Here is a 26825-nt window from a genome sequence, read left to right on the forward strand (position 1 = left end):
GTGGGTGTGGACCCTGAGGAGTCGTTCCGGGCGTACGTGTCCGGCCGGATCGCGGCGCTGTCCCGGGCGGCGTGGCTGCTGACCGGTGACCGGCACCAGGCCGAGGATCTCGTGCAGCTCACGTTGGTTCGGGTGGCCCGGCACTGGGAGCGGGTGAGCGCGGCCGGCGACCCCGAGCCGTACGTCCGGCGGACCATGTACACCCAGCACGTCTCGCTCTGGCGGCGTCGCTGGCGGCAGGTGGACCTGCGCGCGGACCCGCCGGAGCAGGCGACGCCCGACGGGAGCGCCGGCGTCGCCCGCGCGATGGTGGTCCGTGCCGCACTGGCCCGGCTCGCCCCACGCCAACGGGCCGTGCTGGTGCTGCGCTTCTTCGAGGACCTCACCGAGGCGGAGACCGCTGACGCGCTCGGCTGCTCGGTCTCGACCGTCAAGAGCCAGACGCGCGACGCCCTGGCGCGGCTGCGGGCACACGCCCCCGAGCTGGCCGACCTGGTCGGCGTGACCACACGGAGGGACCGATGAGCGACGAGTTGCGTACCGCGCTGCGTGAGCTGGGCGAGCGGATGCCGCCGGCCCGGCTGCCCGGCGACCCGTGGGCCGCCGGGCGGCGGCAGCGGCGGCGGGCCCGCTGGCGTACCGCCGGGGCGGCCCTGGTCGCGGTGCTGGCCTGCGCGCTCGGCGTGCCGGCCGGGCTCGGGGCCCCGGGCCCGTGGGCGACGCCGGCGGCGGCCCCGGACGGCGTGCCGGAGCGGATCGGCCTGCCGTACATGTGGCAGGCCACCGTGCAGCAGGACCCGCCCGGGCCGGCCTCGCTGCTGTTCAGCGGCGGCGGCCTCGGCCTGCGCGGTGTCGACGGCCTCGACCACGAGGGCAAGGTCGCGGTCCTCGGCCGCGACGGCCGGTACCGGATGTTGCTCTACGGCGGCCGGGAGAGTGTCGCGGGGGAGGAGGTGCTGCTCTCCCCGGACGGCCGGTACGTCGCCGACGATTCCAACGACGGCTGGGTGGGCGTCACCGACCTCACCGACGGCAGCCGCCGGGTCTTCACCGGCTGGGCCGGCAGCACCTGCTGCGGCACACCGGTGGCCTGGGCGCCCGACGGCAGCGCACTGCTCGTCCTGCACCATTCGGCGGAACCCGTGGACCACGACGCCGAGGACGACCGCCGGCCCAGCCGGTTGGTGCTGTTGGAGCTGTCCAGCGGCGCGACCAGGGAACTCGGGCCGGAGCTCGGCGACCGGTGGAGCGTGCGGACCGGCTCGCTGGCCGCCTTCTCCCCGGACGGTTCACGGATCGTGGTCAGCGTGGGCGAGGAACTGGTCATGCTCGACCGCAACGGGGAGTCGTCCTGGTCCAGGCGGCTGGGGCCGGAACGTCGGCTCGCCGGGATCGGCGCGTTCGCCCCCGACGGCTCGGCCGTCGCCGTGTTCCACCTGGACGGCTGCCTGAGCCGGTGCGACGCGGACCAGCGGGCCGCGCGCACCTGGCGGGTCGGGTACGTCGACGCCGCCACCGGACGCGACGGCGCCGGCCCCGCGCTCCCGCCGGTACGCGGGCAGGCGCTGCGGGCGCTCGGCTGGCGCGGTGGGACCGACCTGGTGGCAGTGCGCTACGAACCGGAGCCGGGCACCAGCACGACCGACCTTCCGGATTGGAACGACACCGGCTACTGGGAGACGGGGCACGTCCAGTTGGTGGCCCTGCGCCCCGACGGTCACGTCGAGACGCTGCTCGACCCACCCGGCCCGGTGTGGGCGATGGACGTGGCGCGGGACCTGCTGGTGGCCGGCCGCTTCGGCGCCCCGGCGACCGACCCTCGTCCGTTCCCGGCCCGGCCGGTCATCCTGTTCGTGGCCGTGCCGCCGGCCCTACTGGTGGCCGCGGTGCTGGGTTCGGTGCTGCTCTGGCGGCGGCACCGGCGGTGGCTGCGGACGATGCACTCCGCCCCGCCGGGCCGCTGACGACGCGCTGCGCCCGGTGCGTCGCCGGGGACGTCAGTCGGCCAGTTCGTCGGCGAGCAGGTCCATCAGCAGCCCGTCGTGCCACCGCCCGTCCTCGCCGCGCTCGTAGCGGCGCAGCACCCCGACGGGGCGGAAACCGACCTTCGCGTACGCCCGGACGGCCGCCGTGTTCGCCGCCGCCGGGTCGATGGTGAACCGGTGGTGGCCGTGCTCGTCGATCAGGTGCCGGACCAGGGTGCGGATCGCGTCCCCGCCGAGCCCGGCGCCGCGTACCGCCGGGTCGAGGAAGAGGTCCATGCTGGCGTGCCGGTAGTCCGGGTCGTCCTCGGCGTACCACTGGATCGCGCCGATCACCCGGCCGTCGTGTTCGATCGCGTACACCGACAGGGACTCGTCGCCGAGGTCGGCCCGGACGGCGGCGGCGAGGTCGTCGCCGCCACGCCACCAGCGCCGGACCTCCGGGGTGGCCCGGATCGCGGCGAGCGCCGGCACGTCCTCGGCCGTCACCGGCCGCAGGGTCACCACCCGACCGCGCAGCATCCGCCTCAGCCCCTGATCTCGCCGTGCTCGACGCAGACCGCCGCCCAGCCGACCGGCAGCACCTGCACCTTCATCCGGCGGCGGCAGTGCGCGCAGAAGCGCGGCGGCTCCAGCACCCGGGCCGCCGCGCACCCGTCGTGCGACCCGACCGCCACGGCCTCGCCGCAGCGGTCGCACCAGGCGGCCGACGCCCCGCCGGCCGCCGTCGCCGCGTCACTCGTCGTCACCGGGGCGCTCACAGCGTCGCGGAGAGCGCCTTGACGGGCATCTTCAGGTCGTCGAGCAGCTCCAGGTCGGCCGTCGCCGGCCGGCCCAGGGTGGTCAGGTAGTTGCCGACGATGACCGCGTTGATGCCGCCGAGCAGGCCGTCGCGGGTGCCCAGGTCACCGAGGGTGATCTCCCGACCGCCCGCGTACCGCAGGATGGTGCGCGGCATGGCCAGCCGGAAGGCGGCGATGGCGCGCAGCGCGTCCTTGCCCTCCACCACCGGCCGGTCGCCCAGCGGGGTGCCGGGGCGGGGGTTGAGGAAGTTGAGTGGCACCTCGTGCGGGTCCAGCTCGGCGAGCTGCGCGGCGAACTCGGCCCGCTGCTCCACCGTCTCGCCGAGGCCGAGGATGCCGCCGCAGCAGACCTCCATGCCGGACTCGCGGACCATCCGCAGGGTCTCCCAGCGCTCCTCCCAGGAGTGCGTGGTGACCACGTTGGGGAAGTAGGAGCGGCAGGTCTCCAGGTTGTGGTTGTAGCGGTGCACGCCCATGTCGACCAGCTCGTCGACCTGTTCCTTGCTGAGCATGCCCAGCGACGCGGCCACCTGGATGTCGACCTCGGCCTTGATCGCGGCGACGCCCTCGCGCATCTGCTTCATCAACCGGGCGTCGGGCCCGCGCACGGCCGCCACGATGCAGAACTCGGTCGCCCCGGTCGCCGCGGTCTGCTTCGCCGCCTCGACCAGCGACGGGATGTCCAGCCAGACCGACCGGACCGGGGAGGTGAAGAGGCCGGACTGCGAGCAGAAGTGGCAGTCCTCCGGGCACCCGCCGGTCTTCAGCGAGACGATCCCCTCGACCTCCACCTCGGGCCCGCACCACCGCATCCGCACCTCGTGGGCGAGCTGGAGGGCGGCGGGCAGCTGCTCGTCGGGCAGGTTCAGCACGGCGAGGACGCCGGCCTCGTCGAGACCGACGCCGTTCTCCAGCACCTGGGTTCGGGCCTGGTCGAGGATCTCTGGCATGGCTCGTACCCTACAAGGCCAGCTGGCCGGGATGAACGGCCCGCGTGTCGGCACCCGGGGAGGCGGGGTGGACACGCCGGGCGCTGGCCGGCGGGTGGTAATTTCGCCCGGCGGAAGCGGCCGACGGCGGCCGGCGCGGGCGGCGTGGGGGTGACGGTGGCGGACTGGCTGGCGGCGCTCGACCGCCGCGCCGAACTGCGCGCGAAGGCGGGACTGACCCGCCGGCTGCGACCGCGGGCCGCCGGCGACGCCGTGGTCGACCTGGCCGGCAACGACTACCTCGGCCTGGCCACCCACCCCGAGGTCACCGCCGCGGCGGTAGGGGCGCTGTCCGCGTACGGGCTGGGGGCGACCGGGTCGCGGCTGGTGCGCGGCTCCACCGACGCCCACCACGCGCTCGAGGACGCCCTCGCCGACTGGCTCGGCGCCGCGCGGGCCCTCGTCTTCTCCTCCGGCTACCTGGCCAACCTCGCGGCGGTCCGGGCGCTGGTGCGGCCCCGTACGCTGCTCGTCTCCGACGCCCACAACCATGCGTCCCTGATCGACGGCTGCCGGATCTCCGGCGCGGAGACCGTGGTGACCCCGCACGCCGACGTCGCGGCGGTCGCCGCCGCGCTCGCCGCCGCGCCCGGCCGGCCGGCGGTGGTCGTCACCGAGTCGGTCTTCTCCGTCGACGGCGACCTCGCCCCGCTGGCCCGGCTGCACGCCGTCGCCCGGGAGCACGGCGCGCTGCTGCTGGTCGACGACGCGCACGCCCTCGGCGTGACCGGCCCGGCCGGCGCCGGGGGTGTCGCCGCCGCCGGCCTCGCCGGCCAGCCCGACGTGGTCGTCACCGCCACCCTCTCCAAGGCCCTCGGCGGCGCGGGCGGGGTGGTCGCCGGGCCGGCGGAGTTCGTCCGGCACGTGATCGAGACCGGCCGGACCTTCATCTTCGACACCGCGCTGCCCCCGGCCGTCGCCGCCGGCGTGCACGCCGCCGTCGGGCTGGCCCGCGCCGGCGACGACCTGCGCGCGGAGCTGGCCGAGCGGGCCGCCCTGGCCGTGCGCCGGCTGAGCGGAGCCGGGCTGGCGGTCTCCGCCCCCGACGGCGCGGTCGTCTCGGTCACCGCGCCCGGCCCCGAGGCGGCGAGCGCCTGGGCGGCCGACTGCCGCGACCGGGGCATCGCCGTCGGCTGCTTCCGGCCCCCGTCCACCCCGGACGGCGGCTCCCGGCTGCGGCTGACCATCGGCGCCGGCGTCCCCCGGGCGGACTTCGAGCGGGCCCTGGAGGTCATCGTGGAGTGTGCCCCGTGAGCGCGAGGAGCGAGACGGGTCTGCGAGCCCCGCGATCGCGAACAGAGGTGGCCCCGTGAGCCGGGGCGGCGACATGACCGGGCCGTGGCGCGGGCCGGTGCTGGTGACCGGCACCGACACCGACGTCGGCAAGACGGTGGTCACCGCCGCGATCGCCGCCGCCGCGCAGGCGGCCGGCCTGCGGGTCGCGGTGGTCAAGCCCGCCCAGACGGGTACGGCCGGCGGCGAGCCCGGCGACGTCGACGCGGTCAACCGGCTGGCCGCCCCGTTGACCGGCCGGACCCTGGCCAGCTTCCCCGACCCGCTCGCCCCGCTGGCCGCGGCCCGGGTCGCCGAGCTGGAGCCGCTGGAGCTGCACACCGCCGTCGAGGCGGTCCGCGAGGAGGCCGACAAGCACGACCTGGTGCTCGTCGAGGGCGCGGGCGGCCTGCTCGTACCGATGGGGCTGTGGCCGGAGGGGAAGCCCTGGACGGTGGCGGACCTGGCGGTGGCGCTGGGCTGCCCGGCCGTCGTGGTGACCCGCGCCGGTCTGGGCACCCTGAACCACACCGCGCTGACGCTGGAGGCGCTGGAGCGCCGGGGGGTGCCGGCCGGCGTCGTGGTCGGCGCCTGGCCGGCCGCGCCGGAGCTGGTGCACTGGGCCAACCTGACCGACCTGGTGCCGAAGCTGATGGGCGCACTGCCGGCCGGGACGGGGGCGATGGATCCGGGCGTCTTCCGCCGGTCCGCGCCCGGCTGGCTCACCCCGGCCCTGTACGGGGTGCTCGACGACTGGCGCGCGTGGGCCGAGGAGATCAGCTGAGCACCTGACTTTCGTCGGTGTCGGCGCAGGTCGGGCGTGGGTAGCCTGACCGCCGTGGAGAGCTGGTGGTCCGCCCGCGCGGGCGGCGCGGTGCGGCCCCGGGAGGTCGTCCGGCGGCGGCTCGGCGACCTGCTCCTGTGGGCGACCACCGCCGCCCCGATCGGGTACGCGGGCGTCACCCCGCCGCACTCGTGGCAGGCCAGCGCCCTGACGGTCGGCGCGTTGCTGCTGCTCGCCGCGGCGGTCGCGGTCAGCCGGCGGTGGCCGGTGGCCGCCCTGGTCGTCGTGGTGCTCGGTTCGCTGCTGGACGGCAACTTCCTCTTCGCGATCCCGGTGTTCAGCTACCTGACCGGTCGCCGCAGCGTCACCGCCGTCCCGGCCGCCGTCGCCTTCGCCGTGCTCGCGGCCGGTGGCACCGCGCTCAACCTGGGGCTGCTCGGCACCGGCGCGGCCACCTGGTTCCTGCTCGCCTCCGTGCTGCTCTTCGCGGGGGTGTTCCCGTGGCTCGTCGGGCGGTACCGGCGCCAGCAGGCCGTGCTGGCCGACGCCGGCCGCCGGCACGCCGAGGCGCGGGACCGGGAGCGGCGGGGCGCCGCCGAGCGGATCCGGCTGCGGGAGCGGGCCCGGATCGCCCAGGAGATGCACGACTCGCTTGGGCACGACCTGAGCCTGATCGCCCTGCGCGCCGCCGCGCTGGAGGTCGCCGCCGACCTCGCTCCCCGGCACCGGGCCGCCGCCGGGGAGCTGCGGGCCAGCGTCGCCGCGGCCACCGAGCGGCTGCACGGGATCATCGGGGTGCTCCGGGAGCCGGACGGCGCGGCGACCACCCGGCCGGCCGACGAGGGCGTCGCCGAGCTGGTCGACGGGGCCCGGGAGGCGGGCATGGCGGTGCGTCTGGACGGCGTGGACGCCCTGGCGCAGCTGCCGCCGATGGCCGCGCACGCCGCGCACCGGGTGGTCCGCGAGGCACTGACCAACGCCGCCCGGTACGCCCCCGGCGCGGCGGTCACCGTCGTCCTGGCCCGGGACGGCGACGAGGTCGAGGTGGCCGTGGTCAACGCGCCGCCCCCGGCCGGGCCGCTGCCGGGCCCGCCGTCCACCGGCTCCGGCCTGCTCGCCCTCGCCGAGCGGGTCCGGCTCGCCGGCGGCGCCCTGGCGGCCGGTGGCCGGGGCGGTGGCGGCTTCGCCGTCCGCGCCCGGCTGCCGGTGGCCGGCCGGCCGGACGCCGACGCCCTCCCGTCGTGCGCGGGCGACCCCACCCCCGCCGGCGGCCGCTGGCCGGCCCGGGAGGCGCAGGGCCGCCGGCCGGCCCGCGAGGCGGGCGAGCGGTGGTTCCCGGTCGCGCCGACGGCCGACGCCGATCCCTCGGACGGCGGGCGGCCGGGGGAGCGGCCGGGCGAGGCCGAGCGGCGGCTGCGCGACGCCCGCCGGCGGGTCCGGCTCAGCCTGCTGACGGCGCTCGGCGCCCCGGCGGGCCTCGCGCTGGTCCTCGCGCTGGTCTACTACCCGGTCGTCACCGCCGGGACGGTCCTCGACGACGGGGCCTTCGCGCGGATGCCCCTCGGCGCGCAGCGCGCCGAGTTGACCGGGCTGCCCCGACGGCAGCTCGACCCGCCCGCCGGGACGGCACGCCCCGGCTGCGAGCACTACACCGACGGCAACTTCCCCCTGGCCCAGCCGACGTGGCGGCTCTGCTTCGTCGAGGGCCGGCTGGTCAGCAAGGAGCGGATCGACGGATGAACGCCGACACGGCCGGCCCGGTGCGGGTCGTCCTCGCCGACGACGAGGCGATGATCCGGGCCGGTGTCCGGGCCATCCTGGCCACCGACCCGGGCATCGAGGTGGTGGCCGAGGCCGGTGACGGCCGGGCCGCGGTGGAACTGGTCCGTGCGCACCGGCCCCGGGTGGCGCTGCTGGACATCCGGATGCCGAGGCTGGACGGGCTCACCGCCGCCGCCGAGATCCGCCGGCTCGTGCCGGAGACGGCGACGGTCATGCTGACCACGTTCGGCGAGGACGACCACGTCGCCCGGGCGCTCGGGCACGGGGCCAGCGGGTTCCTGCTCAAGTCCGGCGACCCGCGCGAGCTGATCGCCGGGGTGCACGCCGTCGCCGACGGTGGCGCGTACCTGTCGCCGCGGGTCGCCCGCCGGGTCATCGAGCTGGGCGGCGACCGGGTGGCCCGCCGGCCGGTGGCCCGGGACCGGCTGGCCGGGCTGACCGAGCGGGAGCGGGAGGTCCTCGCGCTGGTCGGGGCCGGGCTGTCCAACGCCGAGATCGCCCGCCGGCTGCACCTGGTCGAGGGGACCGTGAAGAGCTACCTGACGAGCGTCTTCACCCGCCTCGAGGTGCGCAACCGGGTGCAGGCGGCGATCCTCGCGTACGAGGCGGGGCTGGTCGAGCCGACCGGCTGACCCGCCCCGCCCCCGCGCCTCACGCCGCCCGGCGGCGGCGCAACGCGTCCCGGTGCCTCACGCGTCCCGGCGGCGCAACGCGGCCCGGCCCAGCAGCAGCGCCGCGCCGGCCCAGCCGGCGAGCAGCAGCAACCCGACCGGCGCCGGGTACGGGGCGGTGTCCCCGGCCAGGAAGTGCCCACCGGCGACCCCCGGGAAGGCGTCGGCGATCCGGTTGAGCACGGCGATGTCCGGCTCCTGCAACGACAGCGGGACGATCATCAGCGTGGCGACGAGCACGGTCAGGGTGAGCACCGCGCTGCGCAGGGCCGCGCCGAGCCCGAGGGCCAGCATGCCGACCAGCGCCAGGTAGGTCGCCACCGCCAGGACGTCGCCGACCGTGCCGCCCGCCGGCGCGGTGCCCCAGCGGCCGAGCACCGGGCGGGCCACCAGCGCGCCGACCGTGCCGAGCAGCAGCCCGAGCGCGAACGTCACCGCCCCGGTCACCGCGGCCTTGGCCAGCAGCACCCGGCCGCGCGACGGCGTGCACTGCAGGGTCGTACGGATCGTGCCGCTGGTGAACTCGCTGGTGATCACGAGCAGGCCCAGCGCCAGCACGGCGTACTGGGTCAGCTCGACCGAGCCGATCACGACGCTGCCGACGGTGACGATCCCGGGGTCGTCGGCCGGATCGTCGTTGGTGTTCGCGTTGGCGGCGTAGATGGCCAGCTGACCGGCGGTGGCGGCCATCAGCAGCACCCCGGCCAGCAGCGACCACCAGGTGGAACGCACGGACCACACCTTGGTCCACTCGGCGGAGATCGTGTTCATCGTGCCTCGTTCCGGGTCGGGGCGCCGGCGTACTCGACGCTGTCGGCGGTCAGCTCCATGAAGGCCTGTTCCAGGGACGCCCCGTGCGGGCTGAGCTCGTGCAGCCGCACGCCCAGCTCGTACGCCACGTCGCCGATCCGCTCGACGGAGGCGCCGGTGACGGTCAGCTCGCCCGGGCCGGCCGGCGCGACGGCGGCCCCGGCGGCCGTGAGCCGCTCGGCGAGCGCGGCGAGGCCGGCCGGCTGCGGGCTGCGTACCCGCACGGCCACCTCGCTGCCGGCGATCACCTCGTCGATCGGCGCGTCGGCGAGCAGGCGACCCCGGCCGATCACCACCAGCCGGTCGGCGGTGAGCTGCATCTCGGTCATCAGGTGGCTGGAGACGAAGACCGTCCGGCCCTCGTCTGCCAGGGACCGCATCAGCTGTCGGACCCAGCGCACCCCGTCCGGGTCGAGGCCGTTGACCGGCTCGTCGAACATCAGCACCGGCGGGTCGCCGAGCAGCGCCCCGGCGATGCCGAGCCGCTGCCCCATGCCGAGGGAGAGGGTGCGGCCGGGCTTGGCCGCGGCGCGGGCGTCGAGCCCCACGGTGGCGAGCACCTCGTCCACCCGGCGGTCCGGTATCCCGTTGCTGCGGGCCATCGCGAGCAGGTGCGCCCGGCCCGACCGGGCGGGATGGACCGCCCGGGCGTCGAGCAGCGCGCCGACCTCGCGCAGCGGGCGCCGCAGCTCCCGGTACGCCCGCCCGCCCACGAGCGCCTGCCCGGCGGTGGGCCGGTCCAGCCCCAGGACCATCCGCATGGTGGTCGACTTGCCCGCGCCGTTCGGGCCGAGGAACCCGGTGACCCGGCCGGGTCCGATGTCGACGGTCAGGGCGTCGACGGCGGTCGTGCCCCCGAACCGCTTGGTCAACCCACGTAATGTGATCATGCGCCGACGCTAGGTCGGCAACCCCCGCGCCGACCGCGCCCGAACGGCACCACCCGGCACTGACTTTCGTCGGGTCCCGCCCCCGCGGCGGGCGTGCCGGTTCAGCGCCTGCGGACGACGAAGGCGTCGGGCATCCGGAAGGTCAGGTTGTCCGGGCACCACGGCTCGCGGACCACGGTGACCCCGTCCAGCAGCGCGGCGGTCTCGGCGACCACCACCGCCGCCTCCATCCGGGCCAACTGGTCGCCGACGCAGCGGTGCGCGCCCGCACCGAAGGCCAGGTGCCGGCGCGAACCGCGCTGCCCCGGCCGGAACTCGTTTGGCGCGTCGACGGTGTCCGGATCCCGGCCGGCGCGGGCCAGCCAGAGCACGACGCTGGTGCCCGCCGGCACCGCCGTCCCGCCCAGCGTGGTGTCCACCGCCGCCACCCGTCGCCAGGTCACGATCGGCGGCTCCAGCCGCAGTCCCTCCTCGACCACGTCGGCGACCGCGACGGTGCCGTCGCGCAGGCCGGCCAGCACGGCCGGCTCGCCGGCCAGCCGGTGCAGCAGCAGGGTGAGGAACTGCGAGGTGGTCTCCTGGCCGGCCACCAGCAGGAAGAACAGCGCGCCGACCACCACGTCGGGCGGGTGCCCGGCGGCCCGCAGCGACCCGGCCAGCCCGCCCCCGGTCGCGGCGAACTCCCGCAGCACCCGGTGGAAGCGGCCCACCTCGGCGGCGAGGGCCCGCTGCCGCTCGGCGTCCAGCGGCGCCCAGAACAGCTCCAGCGCCGCGCGGGCGAACTCCTTCACCGCGCCCACCGGCGCGTCGGGCAGCTCGACCAGCCGGGCCAGCACCAGCAGCGGCAGGTCGGCGGCGAGCTCGGCGTAGAGGTCCACCGGCCCGCCGGCGGCCAGGGTGGCCCCGATCCTGCCGACGCGCTCCCGCACCAGCCCGGTCAGCCAGGGCCGCTGCGCGGCGACCCGCGTCGGGTGCAGGGCGTCGGCGACGATCGCCCGGATCGCCGGGTGGCTGGCGCCGCCGTTGTTCGCCAGGGTGGGCGGCAGCCGGAACCGGTGCCCGGCCAGCACCCGCAGCGCGGCCACCGGGATCGGGGTCACCGCGTCCAGCGCGTTGTCCGGCCGGTACGTCGCCGGATCGGTGAGCACCTGGCGGACCAGGGCGTGCCGGGTCACGACCAGATGCGCGACACCCACGTGGTCGGACACCCGGGCCACGTCCGGCCAGTGCGCGTCGGCGGTCTGCGCCCAGCTGCGGAACAGCACGCCGACACGCTAGCGGCCCGCCCCCGGCAACCCCGCCCGCAACTGCCACACCGTGGTGCGCTTCACCCGTACGCTCTCCAGCGTCTCGGGCACCGGCACGTCGTAGACGGCCAGCTCGTCGAAGCGCTCGCGGGGCAGGAAGGCCCGGCCCGGATCGCCCACCAGCACCTCCGCCCCGGCGCGGGCGGCCCGGAGCAGGAAGCGCAGCACCCGGTTGGCCATCGCCTCGCTGTAGAACACGTCCCCGGCGAACACCACCTCGGCGCCGCCGGCGTCGCCGTCGAGGATGTCGCCGAGTTCCGCGTCGACGCGTACCCCGTTGGCCTCGGCGTTGACCGCGACGGCCGCGACGGCCAGCTCGTCGATCTCCACCGCGCGAACCGCGGCGGCGCCGGCCCGCGCGGCGGCGATGGCGACCAGGCCGGAGCCCGCGGCGAGGTCGAGCACCCGGCGGCCGGCGACCAGCTCCGGGTGATCGGTGACGTACCGGGCGAGCGCCTGCCCGCCGGCCCAGGCGAAGGCCCAGAACGGCGGCGGCTGCGCACTGCGGAACTCGCCCTCCGTCAACTCCCACAGGCCGATGGCGTCGTCCGCCTGGTGCAGTCGCACCTCGGGGACGAAGGCGACCGGGGCGAGACTGGCGTGCAGCCGGACGAAGGCGGCGGAGAGCTCGGACACGCCGGCGATTGTCCCCCGCCGCTCGAACCCGGCGACCGGCGCCACCCCGGGTCGCCGCCGCCCGCTCCCCGCCACCCGGAGGGTCCGTCGGGGGCCGGTCGGCCCCCGACGGGCGGCGCGCCGCGCGGGCGGCCGACTCCCCGCGCGGGATTCGACAAAAACAGTCTCTTGTACACGGACGTGACGGCTGTCACAGTCGAGAGGGGGACACCGCGACAGATCGGAGGCCGGTCATGGTCGTCGACTCCGCAGCGACCGGCCCCGCCGCCGCCGGGTGGCGGGACGCCCGCCGGCCATGGTGGCCGCTGGCGCTGCTCGTCCCGGGGCTGCCGTTCGTCGGCTGGGCGGCCTGGCGGGCCACCGGCGACGCGTGGGCCTGGTGGCTCACCCCCGCCGCCGTCTTCGTCCTGATCCCGGTGGTCGACCTGCTGGTCGGCGAGGACCGGAACAACCCGCCCGACGAGGCGGTGCCCCGGCTCGCCGCCGACGGCTACTACCGCTGGCTGACCTACCTCTACCTGCCCGCCCAGTACGCGGCCCTGGTGCTCTGCTGCGCGGTCTGGACCCGGGACGACCTGACGGTGGCCGGCGCGGCGGGCCTGGTCGTCACGATCGGGGTGGTCGACGGCATCGCCATCAACACCGCCCACGAGCTCGGCCACAAGCGGGAGACGGTGGAGCGCTGGCTGTCCAAGGTGGCCCTCGCACCGGCCGCGTACGGGCACTTCCACGTCGAGCACAACCGGGGCCACCACACCCGCGTCGCCACGCCGGAGGACCCGGCCAGCGCCCGGCTGGGGGAGAGCTTCTGGGCGTTCTGGCCGCGTACCGTCTCAGGCAGCCTGCGCTCGGCGTGGCGGCTGGAGACCGGCCGGTTCCGCATCCGGGGCCGCAGCCCGTGGACGTGGCGCAACGACGTGCTCAACGCGTTCGCGATGACCCTCGCGCTCTACGCGGCGCTGGCCGTCGCCTTCGGTCCGGGCGTGCTGCCGTTCCTGGCGCTCCAGGCGGTGGTCGGGTTCTCCCTGCTCGAGGTGGTCAACTACCTGGAGCACTACGGGTTGGCGCGGCAGCGCACCCCCGCCGGCCGCTACGAGAAGGTCGACCCCCGGCACAGCTGGAACAGCGACCGCAGCGTGACCAACATCTTCCTCTTCCAGCTCCAGCGGCACAGCGACCACCACGCCAACCCGTTGCGCCGCTACCAGACGCTGCGCAGCTTCGAGTCCTCGCCGCAGCTGCCCGCCGGGTACGCCACGATGGTGGTGGCCGCGCTGGTGCCGCCGGTCTGGCGTCGGCTGATGGACCACCGCGTCCTCGCCCACTACGGCGGGGACCTGACGCTGGCCAACGTCCACCCGCCGGCCCTGCGCCGGTTGCGGAGGCGCTCAAGCCGTGGCCCGGCGGCCGCCTGACGGCCGCCCCCGCGGGCTTGGCATCCCGGCGGCCGGGCACCCGTCGGGCTCCCGTCCCCGGTGCCCCGCCGGGTTCGCGTCCGGCGTTGCGGCCGGGTCCCTCACGGCGCCCAGTCGGGGTCGCGTCCGAAGGCGGCGACGAGGCGGTCCTGCTCGTCCGCCCGCGCCGGCACGTCGACCTCCGGCCGGACCAGCCGGCCCCGCTGGTAGTCGCCGATCCGCCGACCGAACCAGCGGGCGCACGCGGCGACCGCGTCGGCGTCCAGCCGGGGGTCCGCGCCGATCGCCACGGCGAGGTCCCAGCCGTGGATCAGGTGCTCCGCGACCAGCTGGTGCAGGTACTCGTCGGCGGGGGTCTCGCCGGCGGAGAGCGCGACGGTGCGCTCCAGCGCCCCCGGGTGGGTGAAGGCCAGCTCGGCCTGCCCTGCCGCCTCCCGGGCCGCGCCGGCCGGGTCCGGGCCGAGCAGGTCGCCGTCGTAGCGGTCGCCGACCTCCTCGATCGTCCGCCCCGCGAGCAGCGCGACGCTCCACCGGTCCTCGCCCACCACGTGGTTGACCAGCGTCCGGACGTCCCAGTCGGGGCACGGGGTCGGGTCCGACCACTGGCCTGGGCCGACCTGCGCCACCCGGTCGGTGAACTCGGCCAGGCTGCGGCGGTACGTCTCCAGCGGGTCCATGCCGACGATTGTTCCGGCTGCCCCCGGCAGCCGAGCCGTTTTGCCGGCTTCGCGGGCGGCCGGCCGCCCGGTCGTCGGGGCCCGCCGGGGCGCCGGCGCGGCTGGCCGGGCGCGGGCGGTGCCGGGCTCAGTCCAGCTGCGCCGGGTCCAGCCCCAGCTCGCGGGCGGTGAGCAGGCGCACCCACTCGGCGAACTGCCGGCGGGAGATCACCCGCTCGTGCACCGCGAGCTGCACCGCCAGCCCGTCCACCACCGCGCTGATCCGCCACGCCGCCCCGGCCGGGTCGGCGCACTCGAAGGTGCCGTCGCGGACCCCGTCCGAGATGACCGTCGCCAGGTCCTCCCGCCAGCGCAGGTCGAGCCGTCGGGAGACCTTCTCCAGTTCCGGGGTACGCAGCGACTCGGCCCAGCCGTCGATCCACATGGCCCAGGACGTCGCCCGGCCCGCCGGCGTGTAGAGCCGCACGATCCGGCGGAGCTTGGTCAGGGGCGGGGCGCTGGAGCGCATCACCGCGTCCAGGCGGGCCAGGTCCTGTTCCACCGCGTACGCGAACGCCTGCGCGAGCAGCCGGTCCTTGGTGGCGAAGTGGTAGAAGACCAGCGCCTGGCTCACCCCGGCGGCCTGTGCCACGTCGGCCGTGCGGGTGTTGGCCAGACCGCGTTCCACGATCACGTCACAGGCCGTGCGCAGCAGGGCATCCAGGCGGATCTCGGCCGCACGTCTCGTCACGCCGTTACCGTAGCCCATCCAACCGAACACGGGCAGTTACGGATCCCGGCCCGTTCGGCCCACTACAGTCGGAAGCCGGACAGTTCCCGGGGCGCGCTCCGGCCCTGCTCCGCGACGGCTCACCCCGCCGCCGACCGGGCGACCGCACGGGTCCGCTCCGGACGGACCCGGCCCGAGCCGCCGGACCGCCGAGGGGGCCCAGCCCATCCTCCTAGGAAGCCTTAGGCGCGGGGACCGACGACACCCGCCCGCCGCCGCGCGGGACAGGGAACCGCCGCCTGACGCGCCGGGAGCCACCCCGATTTGGCAACCGCTCGCCGGCTCGGCTAAAGTTCTCACCCGTCACCGGTTAACGCCGGAGACACGCGGACGTAGCGCAGCTGGTAGCGCATCACCTTGCCAAGGTGAGGGTCGCGGGTTCGAATCCCGTCGTCCGCTCGGAGCTGCCGCCACGCATGACGGGGGCAACCTCGGTGGGGTGGCCGAGAGGCGAGGCAACGGCCTGCAAAGCCGTGTACGCGGGTTCAAATCCCGTCCCCACCTCGGTAACAAGCGAGGGCGATTGGCGCAGTGGGAGCGCGCTTCCTTGACACGGAAGAGGTCACTGGTTCAAACCCAGTATCGCCCACCAGCACGAAGGCCCGTCACCATCCGGTGACGGGCCTTCGCCGTTTCCCGGGCACACCCGAGCGCCGTTCCCTCGCCGGCCGAATCCGCCGCCGCCGTTCCCTCGCCGGCCGGGTCCGCCGCCGCCCTGACGAACAGCGGCGGCCACGGTGACGAGGATCGGTTCGACGGCACCGGCGACGACCGCCCCGCCCACGACCCTCGGCGTGGACGGGGCGGCCGCACCTCCCCCCGGAGCGACCGGTCGGACGTGCTTCCCCGTGCCGCGCGTCCGGACGTGGGTCGGTGGACGGCCGGGATCCCGTACCGGCTGCACCCACACGGTAGGAAGCCCTGGCGGGTCGAGGCGAGGACCGATCCGCACAGCGAGGGCGTCGGCGGTGCCGGCCTGCACAGCGGCCCCGGCCCGCCGCCGTGCCCGGTCCGCCGGAGCGAGGACCCTCAGCCCGGCGGGGCGTCGAGCACCCGCAGCGCGAGCCACAGCTCGTGCCGGGCGCTCGGCCCGCGCAGCAGGCTTCGTCCGAGGACCTGCTCGGCCCGGTTGAGCCGCTTGCGTACGGCGGACACCGAGATCCCGAGCGCGGTGGCGGTGCCGGGGAGCCGGCCGTCGGCGCGCAGCCAGGCGCGTACCGTCGCCAGGCCCACGGTCGTCCCGTCGGCACCCAGGGGTGCGACCTGGTCGTGCGCCCAGAGGCGCAGCGCCGGGACGGCCAGCAGCCGGTCCAGGCCGTGCCACCGGCCGTCCCCGTCCCCGGCGGCCGCCCCGCCGCGCGGATCGCCGCCGCTCGCCCCGAGCGGGCTGCCCTCGGGCGGTCCGGCGGGGGCGCCGTCGCCGGGCGCGACCGCCCCGGCCGGGCCGACGGCGTCGCCACCGTCGCCGGGCGCGGCCGGGCCGAGCAGGTGCAGGGCCAGCCACGCGACCGACTGGTCGGAGACCCGGGACAGGTCCAGGGCCAGGCGGTCGCGCAGCAGCGCCAGCCGGGCCGCGAGGGTGTTGCGGTGGATCCGCAGGTGGCGGTGGGCCGCGCCGTCGAAGGCGAGCCAGGAGCCGAGCGTGGCCAGCAGTTCCGGCCCGTCGGGGTCGGTGCGTCGGGCCGGCCGGTACGACAGGCACGGCGCCAGCAGGGCCGAGGCCCAGTCGCTCCCGGCGGGGCCCAGCGCGGACCGCAGGTCCGCCGGGCGGTCGAAGCGGCAGTGCCCGTCCGGGCGGCTCCGGGCGACCGCGAGCGCGTGGAACGCCTGCTCGTAGCCGACCGCGGTGCGGTGCAGCGGCACCGGCTCGCTGACCCCGACCCGGGTGTCCGGCACCCGCCGGCTGATCAGCCGGCCCGCCGCCTCCGCGGCGGAACCACGGCCGCCCGGCGCCGCGCCGTGTTCGGGCACCAACGCGATGAGGTGCCGGGAGCGCACGGGGCAGGGCACCACCCAGGCCCGCCCGCCCAGCGCGCGGGTCACCTGCCCGGCTGCCTCGCCGCGCCGGCCGGGGGCGCACTCGACGACGCACACCCGGGCCACGTCCGGCAGGTGGGGGCGCAAGGCCGCCGCGACGCGCCGGGCCGGCGCCACGTCGCCGACCATGAGCAGGTGCAGCACCGCCTCCCGGCCGCGGCCGTCGCCGGCTGCCACCCGGCGCCGGGCCCGCTCGGAGCGGTCCAGCCGCCAGCAGAGCCCGAGCAGGCGCGCGGCGTCGGCGAGCAGGTCGCCCGGGATCGGCTCCGCCGGGTCGGCGGCCGCGAGCCACGGTGGCGGGTCCGCCCCACCGTCGGGGTCGCAGTCCGGGCCGTCCCCGGGCGCCGCGGCCCCGAGGGCGACGAGGTGGACCGTCGGCGCTCCGTCGCCGCCCCGCACGGCCGCCGGGGTGCCGCGCGCGTGCAGGCCGGGTACGGCGCGGGCGGCGGCGGCCAGCACGGCCGGGGCGAGCGGGTGTCGGCCCGGGTGGACGCTGAGGACCGTGCCGTCGACGCCGATCAGCGCGACCGTGGCGGCGGACCGACGGGCCAGTTCGCCCAGGACGGCCGGGACGGGGTCGGGGCCGGCGGCGAGCCGGGTCATCGCCACGACGGCTTCGGCGCGTTCGGGGCGCGAGCGCGGCGGTGGTCGTCCGCGCGTCCGCGACCCGTCCGGCTCCGCCCGCATGTCAGCAGACGGTATTACCCGGTGGCGGCGGTCGCCAGCGAGCCGATCCCGGGGGTGAGCTCGGGCACCCGCCGCCGGGCCGGTCGTACGGGCGGCGGAGACGCAACGTGCCGGCCACCCCGAGGAGGGGCGGCCGGCACGGCACGGCGTGCGCGCGACCGTCCAGCTCCGGCGGCCGCGTGGACCGGCGTCAGAGCGGCGGGGCGACGTCCCGGCGCTCCTCGACCCGCCGGTACTCGACCGGCTCGGTCGTGCTGACCACCCGGCGGCGGCGCCCCCAGATGAGCGTGGTCATGATCAGGCCGAGCACGCCGGCGGCCATCAGGATCCACCCGACGACGTCGAGGTTGATGCCGCCGACGCTCGCGTCGAGTGCGAAGGTGAGGATCGCGCCGAGCGCGATCAGGAAGATGCTGGTGCCGATACCCACGACAGCCTCCTAGGTCAGGGGATGTGGTGTGCTGTCGATGGACCTCAGTACCCCGTGGTTGACCAGCGCAATCATCACCCGGTCGCCCCGCCGGCGGGGCGGCGTGCCGGGCGATCTTGCCGTCGGGTAGAGTTTCCCCCGTCGCCGACGAACACCGGCGGCACGCGGACGTAGCGCAGCTGGTAGCGCATCACCTTGCCAAGGTGAGGGTCGCGGGTTCGAATCCCGTCGTCCGCTCGCGATCCGCCCCTCGTGGTCCGGCCTGCCGGACCGGGCGGTCACCCCCGGGCGATTGGCGCAGTGGGAGCGCGCTTCCTTGACACGGAAGAGGTCACTGGTTCAAACCCAGTATCGCCCACCACGTTTCGGACCCGCCCCACCCGCCCAGCGCGCGGGAACACCCCCGCCCCCGGTTGACCCGGTGGGCGGACGGCCCCCGTCCCGGGGCGGCGACCCCACCACGAGCACGCGGAAGACCCGTCTCCTGCGCGTCCGCTTCTGCCGTCGGCAGATCCGCTGACCGTGAACACGGGGTCCGACCGCCGCTCGGAGCGGGCACAGTGGCACGCATGAGACTGCTGGTGCTGGGCGGAACGGGATTCGTGGGCGGCGCGACGGTCGCCGAGGGGGTGCGTCGCGGCTGGTCGGTGACGGTGTTCAACCGGGGGCTGCACGGCGCGACGCCGGAGGGCGTACGCCGGTTGCGGGGTGACCGGACCGCGCCCGACGGCCTGACGGCGCTCGCGGACGGCGAGTGGGACCTCGTGGTCGACACCTGGGACGGCGCGCCCCGCGCGGCGCGGGACGCCGCCCGTGCGCTGGACGGCCGGGCCGACCGGTACGTCTACGTCTCCAGCGGCTCGGTCTACGTGGCGCCCGCAACCCCGGGGGTGGGCGAGGAGGCCCCCGTGGTGGACGCGGAGCCGGACGCCGGCGACGGCGACTACGCGGCCAACAAGGCCGGCGGCGAGCGGGCCGTGCGGGAGGTGTTCGGCGAGCGGGCGGTGATCGCCCGGGCCGGGCTGATCCTCGGGCCGGGGGAGGACATCGGCCGGCTGCCCTGGTGGCTGACGCGGATCGCCCGGGGCGGGGACGTGCTGGCGCCGGGCCCGGTCGACCTGCCGGTGCAGTACGTCGACGTGCGGGACCTGGCGGGCTGGATGCTGGACCGGGGCGCGGCGCGCACGGGCGGGACGTTCAACGTGGTGAGCCGCCCCGGGCACACGACGATGGGGGAGCTGCTCGACGCCTGCGTGGCGGCCACCGGCGCCGACGCCCGGCTGCGCTGGACCGACCCGGCGCCGATCCTGGCCGCCGGGGTGGTGCCGTGGAACGACCTGCCGATCTGGATCCCGGCCGGGCACGAGTACCGCTGGTTGCAGGAGCGCGGCGTCGAGCGGGCGTACGCGGCGGGGCTGACCTGCCGCCCGGTGGCCGAGACGGTCGCCGCCACCTGGGCGTGGCTGCGGGCGGTCGGCGCGGTCCCGCCACGGGCGGGACGCCCGCAGCGCGCCCCGGTGGGACTGGACCCCGACCGGGAGGCGGCGCTGCTCGCCGCGACGGACGCGGCGCGCGCCTGACCCCGACCGGACGAGGCACCGCCGGCCGGGGCCGGTCAGGACCGGGTGACCGGCAGGTCGAGCACCTCGTCCACCTCGCGGCGCGGGGTCGGCCAGCCCGGCTGGCCGAAGCCGATGCGCATCACCATCTGCGGCGTGCCGAACCGCCCCAGCGACAGCCGCAGCTGCTCCCGCGCCGACGGCACCTCGATCGGCTGGGACAGCATCGACACCGCCAGCCCCGAGTCCGTCGCGCTCAGCAGCACCCGCTGCAACGCCTGCCCGGCGACGACCTGGTCGGTCGCCGTGTTGCCCGGCGAGCCGAGCACCGCGACCAGCGGCTCCGGTTCGAAGTCCCGCCCCGGGGCCCGGTCCAGGCCGCCGAAGCCCCGGGACGGCAGCAGGTCCTGCGGTTCGCCCTGCGGGCCGCCGGACGCGGCCGGGATCCCGTCCGGGGCGGACGTGACGCGTACCCACTCCTGGCGCTCGGCCCGGTACTCCGGGCTGCGCTCCAGCACCCGGTGGGCGCTGCGGGCGATCTCGGCGAACGCGTTCACCGCGCTGACGCCGACCAGCAGTTCCAGCCAGCACTGCTCGGCGCGGGCCGCCTCGGCGAGGCGCCAACGGGCGTCGGCGGGCACCGGGTCGGGCCAGAACGGCGCACGGTTGCTGAACCGGCGGGGGATGGCCGCGTACAGGGCCTGCTCGGCGGGGGTCGGGCGGCGCGGCACGTCCGGGACCAGCCGGGCCACCACGTCCGGCTCGGCCGGACAGGGGCGCAGCCGCACCTTCGCCGGGGTGCCGGCCACGGCCAGGGCGAGCCGCAGGTTGAACAGCGCCGCCCCGCAGGCGATCCGGACCCCCCAGCCGTTCGGGTCGGTGGCCGGCAGCCGGCGGTCCGGGTCGACCCGCACCTCGATGCCGCCGTCGCGCAGGCGGAACCGCCACGGCTGGGTGTTGTGCAGCGACGGCGCGCGTACGGCGTCGGTGGCGGCGGCCCGTAGCTGCTCGACGGTGAAGCCGGTGTCCATGGTCGTGCCCCTTCCGTGGCAGGTCGTGCGCCGGCGAGTGGTACGTGTCCACGGTGCGTCACCGGACCGTGGCCCGGGCAGGGCCGGACGTCCCGTCCCACCGGGCCGGACCGGCCCCGTCGCAGGTGCGGACCTCGGCCCGTGGCGGCCTCGGGCCGACGCTCACCACCCGCCGCGGCGTGGCCGGCGAGCCGGGGCGGCGCGGGGTGAGGCCGGTTCGGGACCTTCGACCCGTGCGGAAACCGGTGCGTAGCGGGTAGAAACTAGGGATGATCCGCGTGTTCCTGCTCGACGACCACGAGGTCGTCCGCCGTGGCCTGGCCGACCTGCTGCAGAGCAGCGGGGACATCGAGGTGGTCGGCGAGTCCGGCCTCGCCCAGGAGGCGGTCCGGCGTATCCCGGCCCTGCGGCCGGACGTGGCGATTCTCGACGCGCGGCTGCCCGACGGCAACGGCATCGACGTGTGCCGGGACGTGCGGGCCGTGGACTCCTCGATCAAGGGCCTGATCCTCACCTCGTACGAGGACGACGAGGCGCTCTTCGCGGCGATCATGGCCGGCGCGTCCGGCTACGTGCTGAAGCAGATCCGCGGCACCGACCTGGTCGACGCGGTGCGCCGGGTGGCGGCCGGGCAGTCGCTGCTCGACCCGGCGATCACCACCCGGGTGCTGGAGCGCATCCGCAGCGGCGTCGAGCAGCCGCGCGAGCTGAAGTCGCTCACCGAGCAGGAGCGGCGGATCCTGGAGTACGTGGCCGAGGGCCTCACCAACCGGGAGATCGCCGGGAAGATGTTCCTGGCCGAGAAGACGGTGAAGAACTACGTCTCCAGCGTGCTGGCCAAGCTGGGCCTGGAGCGCCGCACCCAGGCGGCCGTCCTCGCCACCCGCCTCCTCGGCAAGTCCCACTGACTCGTGCGGGTCAGTCCCGCAGCGGCACCGACCAGTGCAGTTCGGTGCCGCGGGGCTCGGCCCGGCGTACGTCGAACTCGCCGCCGTGGCGCTCGGCGCGCTCGCGCAGGTTGACCAGGCCGCTGCGCGCGGCGGCCGGGTCGCAGCCCACCCCGTCGTCGGTGACGGTCACGCTCACCCGGCCGGCGTCGACCCGCACCGCCACCGTCACGCGGTCGGCCCGCGCGTGCCGTACCGCGTTGGAGAGCGCCTCCCGCAGCACGGCGGTGAGGTCGGGGCGGACCGCGTCGGGGACGGCGCTGTCGATCGGCCCGGTCAACTCCAGTCGGGGCCGGTAGCCGAGCGACTCGGTGGCCACCTCGATCGCCTCCCGGATCTCGGTGCGCAGCGCCGCGCTCATCGGGGTGCGCAGCTCGAAGATGGTGCGGCGGATGTCCTTGATCGTGGCGTCCAGGTCGTCGACCGCCGCGTTGATCCGCCTGGCGACCTCCGGCTTCGTCGTCATCGGGGCGGCACTCTGCAACTGCAGGCCGGTGGCGAAGAGCCGCTGGATGACCACGTCGTGCAGGTCCCGGGCGATGCGCTCGCGGTCCTCCAGGACCACCAGCAGCTCCCGTTCCTCCTGCCCGCGCGCCCGTTCCATGGCCAGCGCGGCCTGCCCGGCGAAGCTGCCCAGCAGGGCCATGTCGTCGTCGTTGGCGACGGGCGCCCGGTCGGCCCGGTGCGCGATCACCAGCACCCCGTGCAGGGTGTCGGCGGTGGCCAGCGGCGCGACCATCGCCGGGCCGGTCCGCAGCAGCGCCGGCCAGGGCGCGGCGTGGGCCAGGTCCGCCACGTGGTCGTGCCGGCCCTCGACGACGGCGGCGGCGAAGCTCGTCTCGGCCGCCGGCAGCACGGTGCCGACGAGGGCGTCGGCCTGCTCGTCGGCACCGTCCACCACCTCGACGGTGAACTCCTCGGCGTCGGGGTCGTAGAGCAGCACCAGCGCGACCTCCGCCTCGGCGACCTCGCGGGCGCGCCGCGCCACCAGCGTCAGGGCGTCGGTGCGGCGCACCTCGCCGAGCAGCACGGCGGTGATCTCGGCGGTCGCCGCGAGCCAGCGTTCCCGGCGGTGGGCCAGCGCGTAGAGGCGGGCGTTCTCGATCGCCACGCCGGCCGCCGCGGCGAGCGCGACGACGATCTCCTCGTCGTCCTCGGTGAACTCCGCGCTGCCCTGCTTCTCGGCCAGGTACAGGTTGCCGAACACGTGGTCGCGGATGCGCACGGGCACGCCGAGGAAGCTGTGCATCGGCGGGTGGTGCGGCGGGAACCCGTAGGACTTCGGGTGCTGGGTGATGTCGGGCATCCGCAGCGGGCGCGGGTCGTCGATGAGCAGGCCGAGCACGCCCCGCCCGTGGGGCAGCTCGCCGATCCTGGCGTGCAGCTCCGCGTCGATGCCGTGGGTGATGAAGTCGTGCAGCAGGCGGTCGTGGCCGATCACGCCGAGCGCGCCGTAGCGGGCGCCGACCAGCTCGCAGGCCGACTCCACGATCCGTTGCAGGGTGCTGCGCAGGTCCAGGTCGGTGCCGATGCCGACCACCGCGTCGAGCAGGGCACGCAGCCGCTCCCGGCTGGTCACCACCTCGCCCACCCGGTCCAGCATCTCCTGGAGCAGCTCGTCGAGCCGTACCCGGGACAGCGGGCTGAGCCCCAGCGAGGGGGTCACGTGCGCGTCGGGGCGGGAGTTCGGGGTGCTGGCGGCCACCGGGCGATGGTATCGCCCGGTGGCCGTGGCCCCGGCCCCGCTACGCGTCGGTGGCCCGCACCGCCGAGGTGTCGACCACCTGCGCGACGTCCAGGCGCGGGGTGTGCGGCGGGCCGGCGTGTGCCGGGTCCGCGAGCCCCAGCCGGATCACGAGGTACGGGTAGCCGAGGCCGGCCAGCAGCCCGCGCAGCGTCTGCCGGGTGCCCGCGACCTCCACCACGCCGCTCAGCGGCACCACGGAGATGCCGAGCCGGGTCGCGGTCAGCCAGGCGGCCGAGAGCGCCTCGCCGGCGTGCAGCCAGCTGTCCGGCTCGTCCTCGTCGCCGTAGAGCACCCCGTACACGGCGGCCCGGTCGTGCCCGGGACCGACGGGCAGGGTGCCGGGGCGGCCGAAGTCGCGGGCCGGCACGGTGGTCTGGGGCGACTCCGCGGGCAGCACCTCCGGCGGCAGGCCGGTGCCGGTGCCGCTGCGGCTGGTCCAGTACTCCAACTCCTCGCGCAGCTGCGGGTCCTCCGCCTCGACCGACGCGGCGTGCCCGGCCGCGGCGGCCAGCTCCAGGACGTTGTCGCGGTCGAGGAACTGCAACTGGCAGCCCTCGGCGGCGACCGCCGAGGCGATCTCCCCGAGGGCGGCGGTCGGCACCGGCTCGTCGCTGACCGGGCGCCGGTCGGTGTGCCGCACCTGCATGCACTGCACGAGGCGCATGGCCTCCGGGTCGGCCTCCGCGCGGGCCATCCCGGTCAGCCGGGCCAGCAGGTCCTCGTCGGCCGGGTCCGGCATCCGCTCCACGACGGCGGTCCAGCCCTCCGCGGTCAGCGCGACCCGCGCGTGGTGCAGCGCGGCCCCGCAGCTGTACGCCAGCAGCCGGCCCTCCGGATCGGTCGCCGTCAGCCGGGGATCGCGGACCACCCGCAGCTCCAGCGCGTCCGGCAGGACCCGCCACCGCCACGGTTGGCTGTTGTGCACCGACGGGGCGTGCCCGGCCGTCGCGGCGGCCTCCGCGAGTGCGGTGGTCAGCGGACGATCCGTCGCCGGCGTTCCGTGGCTCATGGTCACGACCTTTCCGTTTCTCCCCATCGTGCCCCAGCCCGACGGTGCCCCGGGCGGGGTTGCGGCTCCATCCTGCGCCATCCCCCCTGCCGACGCACGGTACGCAGGTCCCGGCGCGGCAGGGCATGTCGCCCCTCCGGTTCGCCCGGATGCCCTCCGCGGCGCGGTGGGCGCTGAGACGATCCGCAGGTGGGCAGGGAGCCGCGGGAGTGCGTGCCGGAGCAGCCGGCACGGCGGGACCGGTCGCGCCTGGTGCTGTGGGCTCCGCTGGTCGGGGTGACGGCGCTGGTGCTGGCCGGGGCGGCGTTGGGGCTCGCCGGGCGGCGGGACGCGGCCGAGGTGGTGTGGGCGTCCGCCACCGTGGCCGCCCTGGCGCCCGCCGCCTGGTCGGTGCTGCGGCAGCTGTGGCACCGGCAGTTCGGGGTGGACGTGATCGCCGTGCTGGCCCTGGCCGGCGCGCTGGTCGTACGGGAGTACCTGGCCGGGGCGGTGATCGCGGTGATGTTGGCCACCGGGCGGGCGCTGGAGGCGTACGCCCAGGGGCGGGCGACCCGCGACCTGCGTGCCCTGCTCGCCCGCGCCCCCCGTACCGCCCGGCGGCGCGGCCCGGGCGGGGGCGTCGAGGTGGTGCCGCTGGACCGGGTGGCGGCGGGGGACCGGCTGCTGGTCGGGCCGGGCGACGTGGTGCCGGTCGACGGGCAGGTCGACGAGCCGGTGACCCTCGACGAGTCCGTGGTGACCGGCGAGTCCCGGCTGGTGCGGCGCGCGGCCGGCGAGCAGGTGGCCAGCGGCGTGGTCAACGCCGGCGCCGGCTTTCCGATGCGCGCGACGAGGGACGCGGCGGGGAGCACCTACGCGGGGATCGTCCGGCTGGCCGAGGAGGCGACCGCTCACAAGGCGCCGATGGTCCGCCTCGCCGACCGGTACGCCGCCGCGTTCGTGCCGTTCACCCTGGTCCTGGCCGGGCTGGGCTGGCTGCTCTCCGGCGAGTTCGTCCGGGCGGTGGCCGTGCTGGTGGTCGCCACCCCGTGCCCGCTGCTGCTGGCGACCCCGATCGCGATCGTGTCCGGGCTGTCCCGGACCGCCCGGCGCGGGGTGCTGGTCCGCGACGGCGGCTCGCTGGAGCTGCTCGGCCGGGCCCGAACCCTGCTGGTCGACAAGACCGGCACGCTGACCGCCGGCCGTCCCCGCGCCGCCGAGGTCGTGGCCGCCCCCGACGGCGACCGCGACGACGTGCTGCGTCTCGCCGCCTCGGTCGAGCAGCTCTCCCCGCACGTGCTGGCCCGCGCGCTGGTGGCGCAGGCGCGCGAGCGGAGCCTGCCGCTGACCGAGCCGGCCGGGGTGACCGAGGAGCCGGGCCGGGGCGTACGCGGGTCGGTCGACGGGCGGCAGGTCCGGGTCGGTCAGCTCGACGGCGACCTGCCCGACTGGGCGGGGCGGGCCCGGTCCCGGGCCGAGCTGGCCGGCCGTTCGGTGGTCTGGGTCAGCGGCGAGCGGGGCCCGCTCGGGGCGATCCTGCTGGAGGACCCGGTACGCCCCGACGCCCGCCGCACCGTGCGCCGGCTGCGCGAGGCGGGGCTGCGGCGCATCGTCATGGTCACCGGGGACCGGCCCGACGTCGCCGCCCAGGTCGCGCGGGTGGTGGGCGTGGACGACGTGGTGGCCCGGTGCTCGCCGGCGGAGAAGGCGACCCGCGTACGCGAGGAGGCGCGCCGGGCGGTCACGGTGATGGTCGGCGACGGGGTGAACGACGCCCCGGCCCTCGCCGAGGCGCACGTCGGCGTGGCCATGGGCGCCACCGGGGCGACCGCCTCGGCCGACGTCGCCGACGCGGTGCTCACCGTCGACCGGCTCGACCGGCTCGCCGACGCGGTGGAGATCGCCCGGTACGCCCGCCGGATCGCGGTGCAGAGCGCCACCGTCGGGATGGGCCTGGCGGTGCTGGCGATGCTGGTCGCCGCCGTCGGTCGGTTGCCCCCGGTCGCCGGGGCATTCCTCCAGGAGGGCATCGACGTGCTGGTGATCCTCAACGCGTTGCGCGCCCTCGGGGGCGGGCTGCGCCGCCGCGACGTGCCGCCGGGCACCCGCGAGCTGCTCGACCGGTACGCGGCCGAACACGGCGGCGTCCGCGACGTGCTCGCCGCCCTGCGCGACACCGCCGACCTGGTCGCCACCGCACCGGACGCGCCGCAGTGCCTGCCCGCGCTGCGCGGGACGCACCGCAGGCTGACCGGGGTGGTGCTGCCGCACGAGGCGGCCGAGGAGCGTCAGCTCTACCCGGCGCTGGCCGACCCGCTGGGCAGCGCCGAGGCGACCTCGACGATGAGCCGCGCCCACGTGGAGATCCGGCGGCTGGTGGACCGGATCGGCGCCCACCTCGCGCAGGCCGGCGACGGCCCCCTGCGCCCAGACCAGCTCACCGATCTGCTCGCCGCCCTCTACGGCCTGGAGGCGATCCTGCGGCTGCACCTCGCCCAGGAGGAGGAGGACTACTTCTCGCTCAGCCCGGCGGAACCGGCCGAGAGCCGCTGACCGCGCCGAGATCCGGTGGGCGCGCCGAGGGCCGGTGGGCGCGCCGAGGGCCGGTGGGC

At 76.7% G+C, this 26825-nt stretch carries 24 protein-coding genes and 5 tRNA genes; 15 read left to right on the forward strand and 14 right to left on the reverse strand.

What is annotated here, in order from left to right:
* Positions 1-6: 6 nt before the first annotated feature.
* Positions 7-525: a SigE family RNA polymerase sigma factor gene (locus AB0G08_RS08465; protein ID WP_358084995.1), complete on the forward strand. Its 519-nt coding sequence runs from the start codon at positions 7-9 to the stop codon at positions 523-525.
* A complete protein-coding gene (locus AB0G08_RS08470; protein ID WP_358084997.1) occupies positions 522-1964 on the forward strand; it encodes a hypothetical protein in 1443 nt (480 codons plus the stop codon). The genes AB0G08_RS08465 and AB0G08_RS08470 overlap by 4 nt, the downstream gene beginning before the upstream one ends.
* Before the next feature lie 33 nt (positions 1965-1997).
* On the opposite strand, the gene AB0G08_RS08475 is transcribed toward AB0G08_RS08470, so the two are convergent.
* The 3 genes from AB0G08_RS08475 to bioB are packed head-to-tail and all read right to left on the reverse strand — an operon-like array spanning position 1998 to position 3735.
* Positions 1998-2504, reverse strand: coding sequence for a GNAT family protein (locus AB0G08_RS08475; protein WP_358084999.1), 507 nt, complete (start codon positions 2502-2504; stop codon positions 1998-2000).
* 5 nt (positions 2505-2509) lie between these two features.
* Positions 2510-2731, reverse strand: coding sequence for a hypothetical protein (locus tag AB0G08_RS08480; protein ID WP_358085002.1), 222 nt, complete (start codon positions 2729-2731; stop codon positions 2510-2512).
* 8 nt (positions 2732-2739) lie between these two features.
* Positions 2740-3735: a biotin synthase BioB gene (bioB, locus tag AB0G08_RS08485; RefSeq protein ID WP_132233178.1), complete on the reverse strand. Its 996-nt coding sequence runs from the start codon at positions 3733-3735 to the stop codon at positions 2740-2742.
* A 156-nt stretch (positions 3736-3891) separates the two neighbouring features.
* Here bioB and AB0G08_RS08490 point away from each other — a divergent pair, with 156 nt between their 5' ends.
* The 4 genes from AB0G08_RS08490 (at position 3892) to AB0G08_RS08505 (ending at position 8244) form a co-directional block, all read left to right on the forward strand.
* Positions 3892-5028, forward strand: coding sequence for an 8-amino-7-oxononanoate synthase (locus AB0G08_RS08490; protein ID WP_358085005.1), 1137 nt, complete (start codon positions 3892-3894; stop codon positions 5026-5028).
* 73 nt (positions 5029-5101) lie between these two features.
* Positions 5102-5830, forward strand: a complete 729-nt coding sequence (gene bioD, locus AB0G08_RS08495) for a dethiobiotin synthase (RefSeq protein ID WP_358085138.1) — start codon at positions 5102-5104, stop codon at positions 5828-5830.
* 54 nt (positions 5831-5884) lie between these two features.
* Positions 5885-7570 (forward strand): histidine kinase, encoded by a 1686-nt coding sequence (locus AB0G08_RS08500; protein ID WP_358085008.1) that lies wholly within the window; start codon positions 5885-5887, stop codon positions 7568-7570.
* Positions 7567-8244, forward strand: coding sequence for a response regulator transcription factor (locus AB0G08_RS08505; protein ID WP_358085011.1), 678 nt, complete (start codon positions 7567-7569; stop codon positions 8242-8244). The genes AB0G08_RS08500 and AB0G08_RS08505 overlap by 4 nt, the downstream gene beginning before the upstream one ends.
* 57 nt (positions 8245-8301) lie before the next feature.
* On the opposite strand, the gene AB0G08_RS08510 is transcribed toward AB0G08_RS08505, so the two are convergent.
* The 4 genes from AB0G08_RS08510 to AB0G08_RS08525 all read right to left on the reverse strand — a co-directional run bounded on the left by AB0G08_RS08510 (position 8302) and on the right by AB0G08_RS08525 (position 11926).
* Positions 8302-9054: an ABC transporter permease subunit gene (locus AB0G08_RS08510; protein ID WP_358085014.1), complete on the reverse strand. Its 753-nt coding sequence runs from the start codon at positions 9052-9054 to the stop codon at positions 8302-8304.
* Entirely contained in the window at positions 9051-9983 is a 933-nt protein-coding gene (locus tag AB0G08_RS08515; protein ID WP_358085017.1) for an ATP-binding cassette domain-containing protein, read from the reverse strand. Before AB0G08_RS08515 ends, AB0G08_RS08510 begins: the two co-directional genes overlap by 4 nt.
* Before the next feature lie 101 nt (positions 9984-10084).
* Positions 10085-11248 carry a cytochrome P450 gene (locus AB0G08_RS08520; RefSeq protein WP_358085019.1) on the reverse strand — a complete coding sequence of 388 codons (1164 nt, stop codon included), beginning with the start codon at positions 11246-11248 and terminating at the stop codon, positions 10085-10087.
* A gap of 9 nt (positions 11249-11257) precedes the next feature.
* The gene (locus AB0G08_RS08525) at positions 11258-11926 is read right to left on the reverse strand and encodes a 50S ribosomal protein L11 methyltransferase (RefSeq protein ID WP_358085022.1); all 669 of its coding nucleotides are present in this window, start codon (positions 11924-11926) and stop codon (positions 11258-11260) included.
* 233 nt (positions 11927-12159) lie between these two features.
* Between AB0G08_RS08525 and AB0G08_RS08530 the strand changes: the two genes are divergently transcribed.
* Positions 12160-13341, forward strand: coding sequence for an alkane 1-monooxygenase (locus AB0G08_RS08530; RefSeq protein ID WP_358085024.1), 1182 nt, complete (start codon positions 12160-12162; stop codon positions 13339-13341).
* Between the two features lie 101 nt (positions 13342-13442).
* On the opposite strand, the gene AB0G08_RS08535 is transcribed toward AB0G08_RS08530, so the two are convergent.
* Together AB0G08_RS08535 and AB0G08_RS08540 are read right to left on the reverse strand one after the other, a co-directional pair.
* Positions 13443-14018 carry a TIGR03086 family metal-binding protein gene (locus AB0G08_RS08535; protein ID WP_358085027.1) on the reverse strand — a complete coding sequence of 192 codons (576 nt, stop codon included), beginning with the start codon at positions 14016-14018 and terminating at the stop codon, positions 13443-13445.
* Positions 14019-14145: 127 nt separating this feature from the next.
* On the reverse strand, positions 14146-14748 hold the full coding sequence (locus AB0G08_RS08540; protein WP_358085030.1) for a TetR/AcrR family transcriptional regulator: 603 nt from the start codon (positions 14746-14748) through the stop codon (positions 14146-14148).
* Positions 14749-15113: 365 nt separating this feature from the next.
* Here AB0G08_RS08540 and AB0G08_RS08545 point away from each other — a divergent pair.
* The 3 genes from AB0G08_RS08545 (at position 15114) to AB0G08_RS08555 (ending at position 15379) form a co-directional block, all read left to right on the forward strand.
* Positions 15114-15186, forward strand: a tRNA-Gly gene (locus tag AB0G08_RS08545).
* 34 nt (positions 15187-15220) lie between these two features.
* Positions 15221-15291 (forward strand) — tRNA-Cys (locus tag AB0G08_RS08550).
* Between the two features lie 13 nt (positions 15292-15304).
* Positions 15305-15379 (forward strand) — tRNA-Val (locus AB0G08_RS08555).
* A gap of 437 nt (positions 15380-15816) precedes the next feature.
* On the opposite strand, the gene AB0G08_RS08560 is transcribed toward AB0G08_RS08555, so the two are convergent.
* Together AB0G08_RS08560 and AB0G08_RS08565 are read right to left on the reverse strand one after the other, a co-directional pair.
* Positions 15817-17427 (reverse strand): helix-turn-helix domain-containing protein, encoded by a 1611-nt coding sequence (locus tag AB0G08_RS08560; RefSeq protein ID WP_358085141.1) that lies wholly within the window; start codon positions 17425-17427, stop codon positions 15817-15819.
* A 274-nt stretch (positions 17428-17701) separates the two neighbouring features.
* Entirely contained in the window at positions 17702-17941 is a 240-nt protein-coding gene (locus tag AB0G08_RS08565; RefSeq protein WP_358085033.1) for a DUF6458 family protein, read from the reverse strand.
* A gap of 164 nt (positions 17942-18105) precedes the next feature.
* On the opposite strand from AB0G08_RS08565, the gene AB0G08_RS08570 reads away from it, so the two are divergent.
* The 3 genes from AB0G08_RS08570 (at position 18106) to AB0G08_RS08580 (ending at position 19521) form a co-directional block, all read left to right on the forward strand.
* Positions 18106-18178 (forward strand) — tRNA-Gly (locus AB0G08_RS08570).
* A 49-nt stretch (positions 18179-18227) separates the two neighbouring features.
* Positions 18228-18302, forward strand: a tRNA-Val gene (locus tag AB0G08_RS08575).
* A gap of 208 nt (positions 18303-18510) precedes the next feature.
* Positions 18511-19521, forward strand: coding sequence for an NAD-dependent epimerase/dehydratase family protein (locus tag AB0G08_RS08580; RefSeq protein WP_358085036.1), 1011 nt, complete (start codon positions 18511-18513; stop codon positions 19519-19521).
* Between the two features lie 35 nt (positions 19522-19556).
* On the opposite strand, the gene AB0G08_RS08585 is transcribed toward AB0G08_RS08580, so the two are convergent.
* Positions 19557-20531: a nitroreductase gene (locus tag AB0G08_RS08585; protein WP_358085039.1), complete on the reverse strand. Its 975-nt coding sequence runs from the start codon at positions 20529-20531 to the stop codon at positions 19557-19559.
* A 269-nt stretch (positions 20532-20800) separates the two neighbouring features.
* Between AB0G08_RS08585 and AB0G08_RS08590 the strand changes: the two genes are divergently transcribed.
* A complete protein-coding gene (locus AB0G08_RS08590; RefSeq protein WP_357876132.1) occupies positions 20801-21439 on the forward strand; it encodes a response regulator transcription factor in 639 nt (212 codons plus the stop codon).
* 10 nt (positions 21440-21449) lie between these two features.
* Here AB0G08_RS08590 and AB0G08_RS08595 read toward each other — a convergent pair whose 3' ends face one another.
* Both AB0G08_RS08595 and AB0G08_RS08600 read right to left on the reverse strand, forming a co-directional pair.
* Entirely contained in the window at positions 21450-23081 is a 1632-nt protein-coding gene (locus tag AB0G08_RS08595) for a GAF domain-containing protein (protein WP_358085144.1), read from the reverse strand.
* Positions 23082-23223: 142 nt separating this feature from the next.
* Positions 23224-24234, reverse strand: coding sequence for a nitroreductase (locus AB0G08_RS08600; RefSeq protein WP_358085042.1), 1011 nt, complete (start codon positions 24232-24234; stop codon positions 23224-23226).
* A 189-nt stretch (positions 24235-24423) separates the two neighbouring features.
* Between AB0G08_RS08600 and AB0G08_RS08605 the strand changes: the two genes are divergently transcribed.
* Positions 24424-26766, forward strand: a complete 2343-nt coding sequence (locus tag AB0G08_RS08605) for a heavy metal translocating P-type ATPase (RefSeq protein ID WP_358085045.1) — start codon at positions 24424-24426, stop codon at positions 26764-26766.
* Positions 26767-26825: the final 59 nt, after the last annotated feature.

It is taken from the genome of Micromonospora sp. NPDC023644 (genome assembly GCF_040640115.1).
Classification (GTDB): Bacteria; Actinomycetota; Actinomycetes; order Mycobacteriales; family Micromonosporaceae; genus Micromonospora.

Coding starts and splice junctions, on each gene's coding strand:
- AB0G08_RS08470 (WP_358084997.1), top strand. CDS start 522: ATGAGCGACGAGTTGCGTACCGCGCTGCGTGAGCTGGGCGAGCGGATG.
- AB0G08_RS08475 (WP_358084999.1), bottom strand. CDS start 2,504: ATGCTGCGCGGTCGGGTGGTGACCCTGCGGCCGGTGACGGCCGAGGAC.
- bioB (WP_132233178.1), bottom strand. CDS start 3,735: ATGCCAGAGATCCTCGACCAGGCCCGAACCCAGGTGCTGGAGAACGGC.
- bioD (WP_358085138.1), top strand. CDS start 5,102: ATGACCGGGCCGTGGCGCGGGCCGGTGCTGGTGACCGGCACCGACACC.
- AB0G08_RS08505 (WP_358085011.1), top strand. CDS start 7,567: ATGAACGCCGACACGGCCGGCCCGGTGCGGGTCGTCCTCGCCGACGAC.
- AB0G08_RS08510 (WP_358085014.1), bottom strand. CDS start 9,054: ATGAACACGATCTCCGCCGAGTGGACCAAGGTGTGGTCCGTGCGTTCC.
- AB0G08_RS08515 (WP_358085017.1), bottom strand. CDS start 9,983: ATGATCACATTACGTGGGTTGACCAAGCGGTTCGGGGGCACGACCGCC.
- AB0G08_RS08530 (WP_358085024.1), top strand. CDS start 12,160: ATGGTCGTCGACTCCGCAGCGACCGGCCCCGCCGCCGCCGGGTGGCGG.
- AB0G08_RS08535 (WP_358085027.1), bottom strand. CDS start 14,018: ATGGACCCGCTGGAGACGTACCGCCGCAGCCTGGCCGAGTTCACCGAC.
- AB0G08_RS08560 (WP_358085141.1), bottom strand. CDS start 17,427: ATGACCCGGCTCGCCGCCGGCCCCGACCCCGTCCCGGCCGTCCTGGGC.
- AB0G08_RS08580 (WP_358085036.1), top strand. CDS start 18,511: ATGAGACTGCTGGTGCTGGGCGGAACGGGATTCGTGGGCGGCGCGACG.
- AB0G08_RS08585 (WP_358085039.1), bottom strand. CDS start 20,531: ATGGACACCGGCTTCACCGTCGAGCAGCTACGGGCCGCCGCCACCGAC.
- AB0G08_RS08590 (WP_357876132.1), top strand. CDS start 20,801: ATGATCCGCGTGTTCCTGCTCGACGACCACGAGGTCGTCCGCCGTGGC.
- AB0G08_RS08595 (WP_358085144.1), bottom strand. CDS start 23,081: ATGCTGGACCGGGTGGGCGAGGTGGTGACCAGCCGGGAGCGGCTGCGT.
- AB0G08_RS08600 (WP_358085042.1), bottom strand. CDS start 24,234: ATGAGCCACGGAACGCCGGCGACGGATCGTCCGCTGACCACCGCACTC.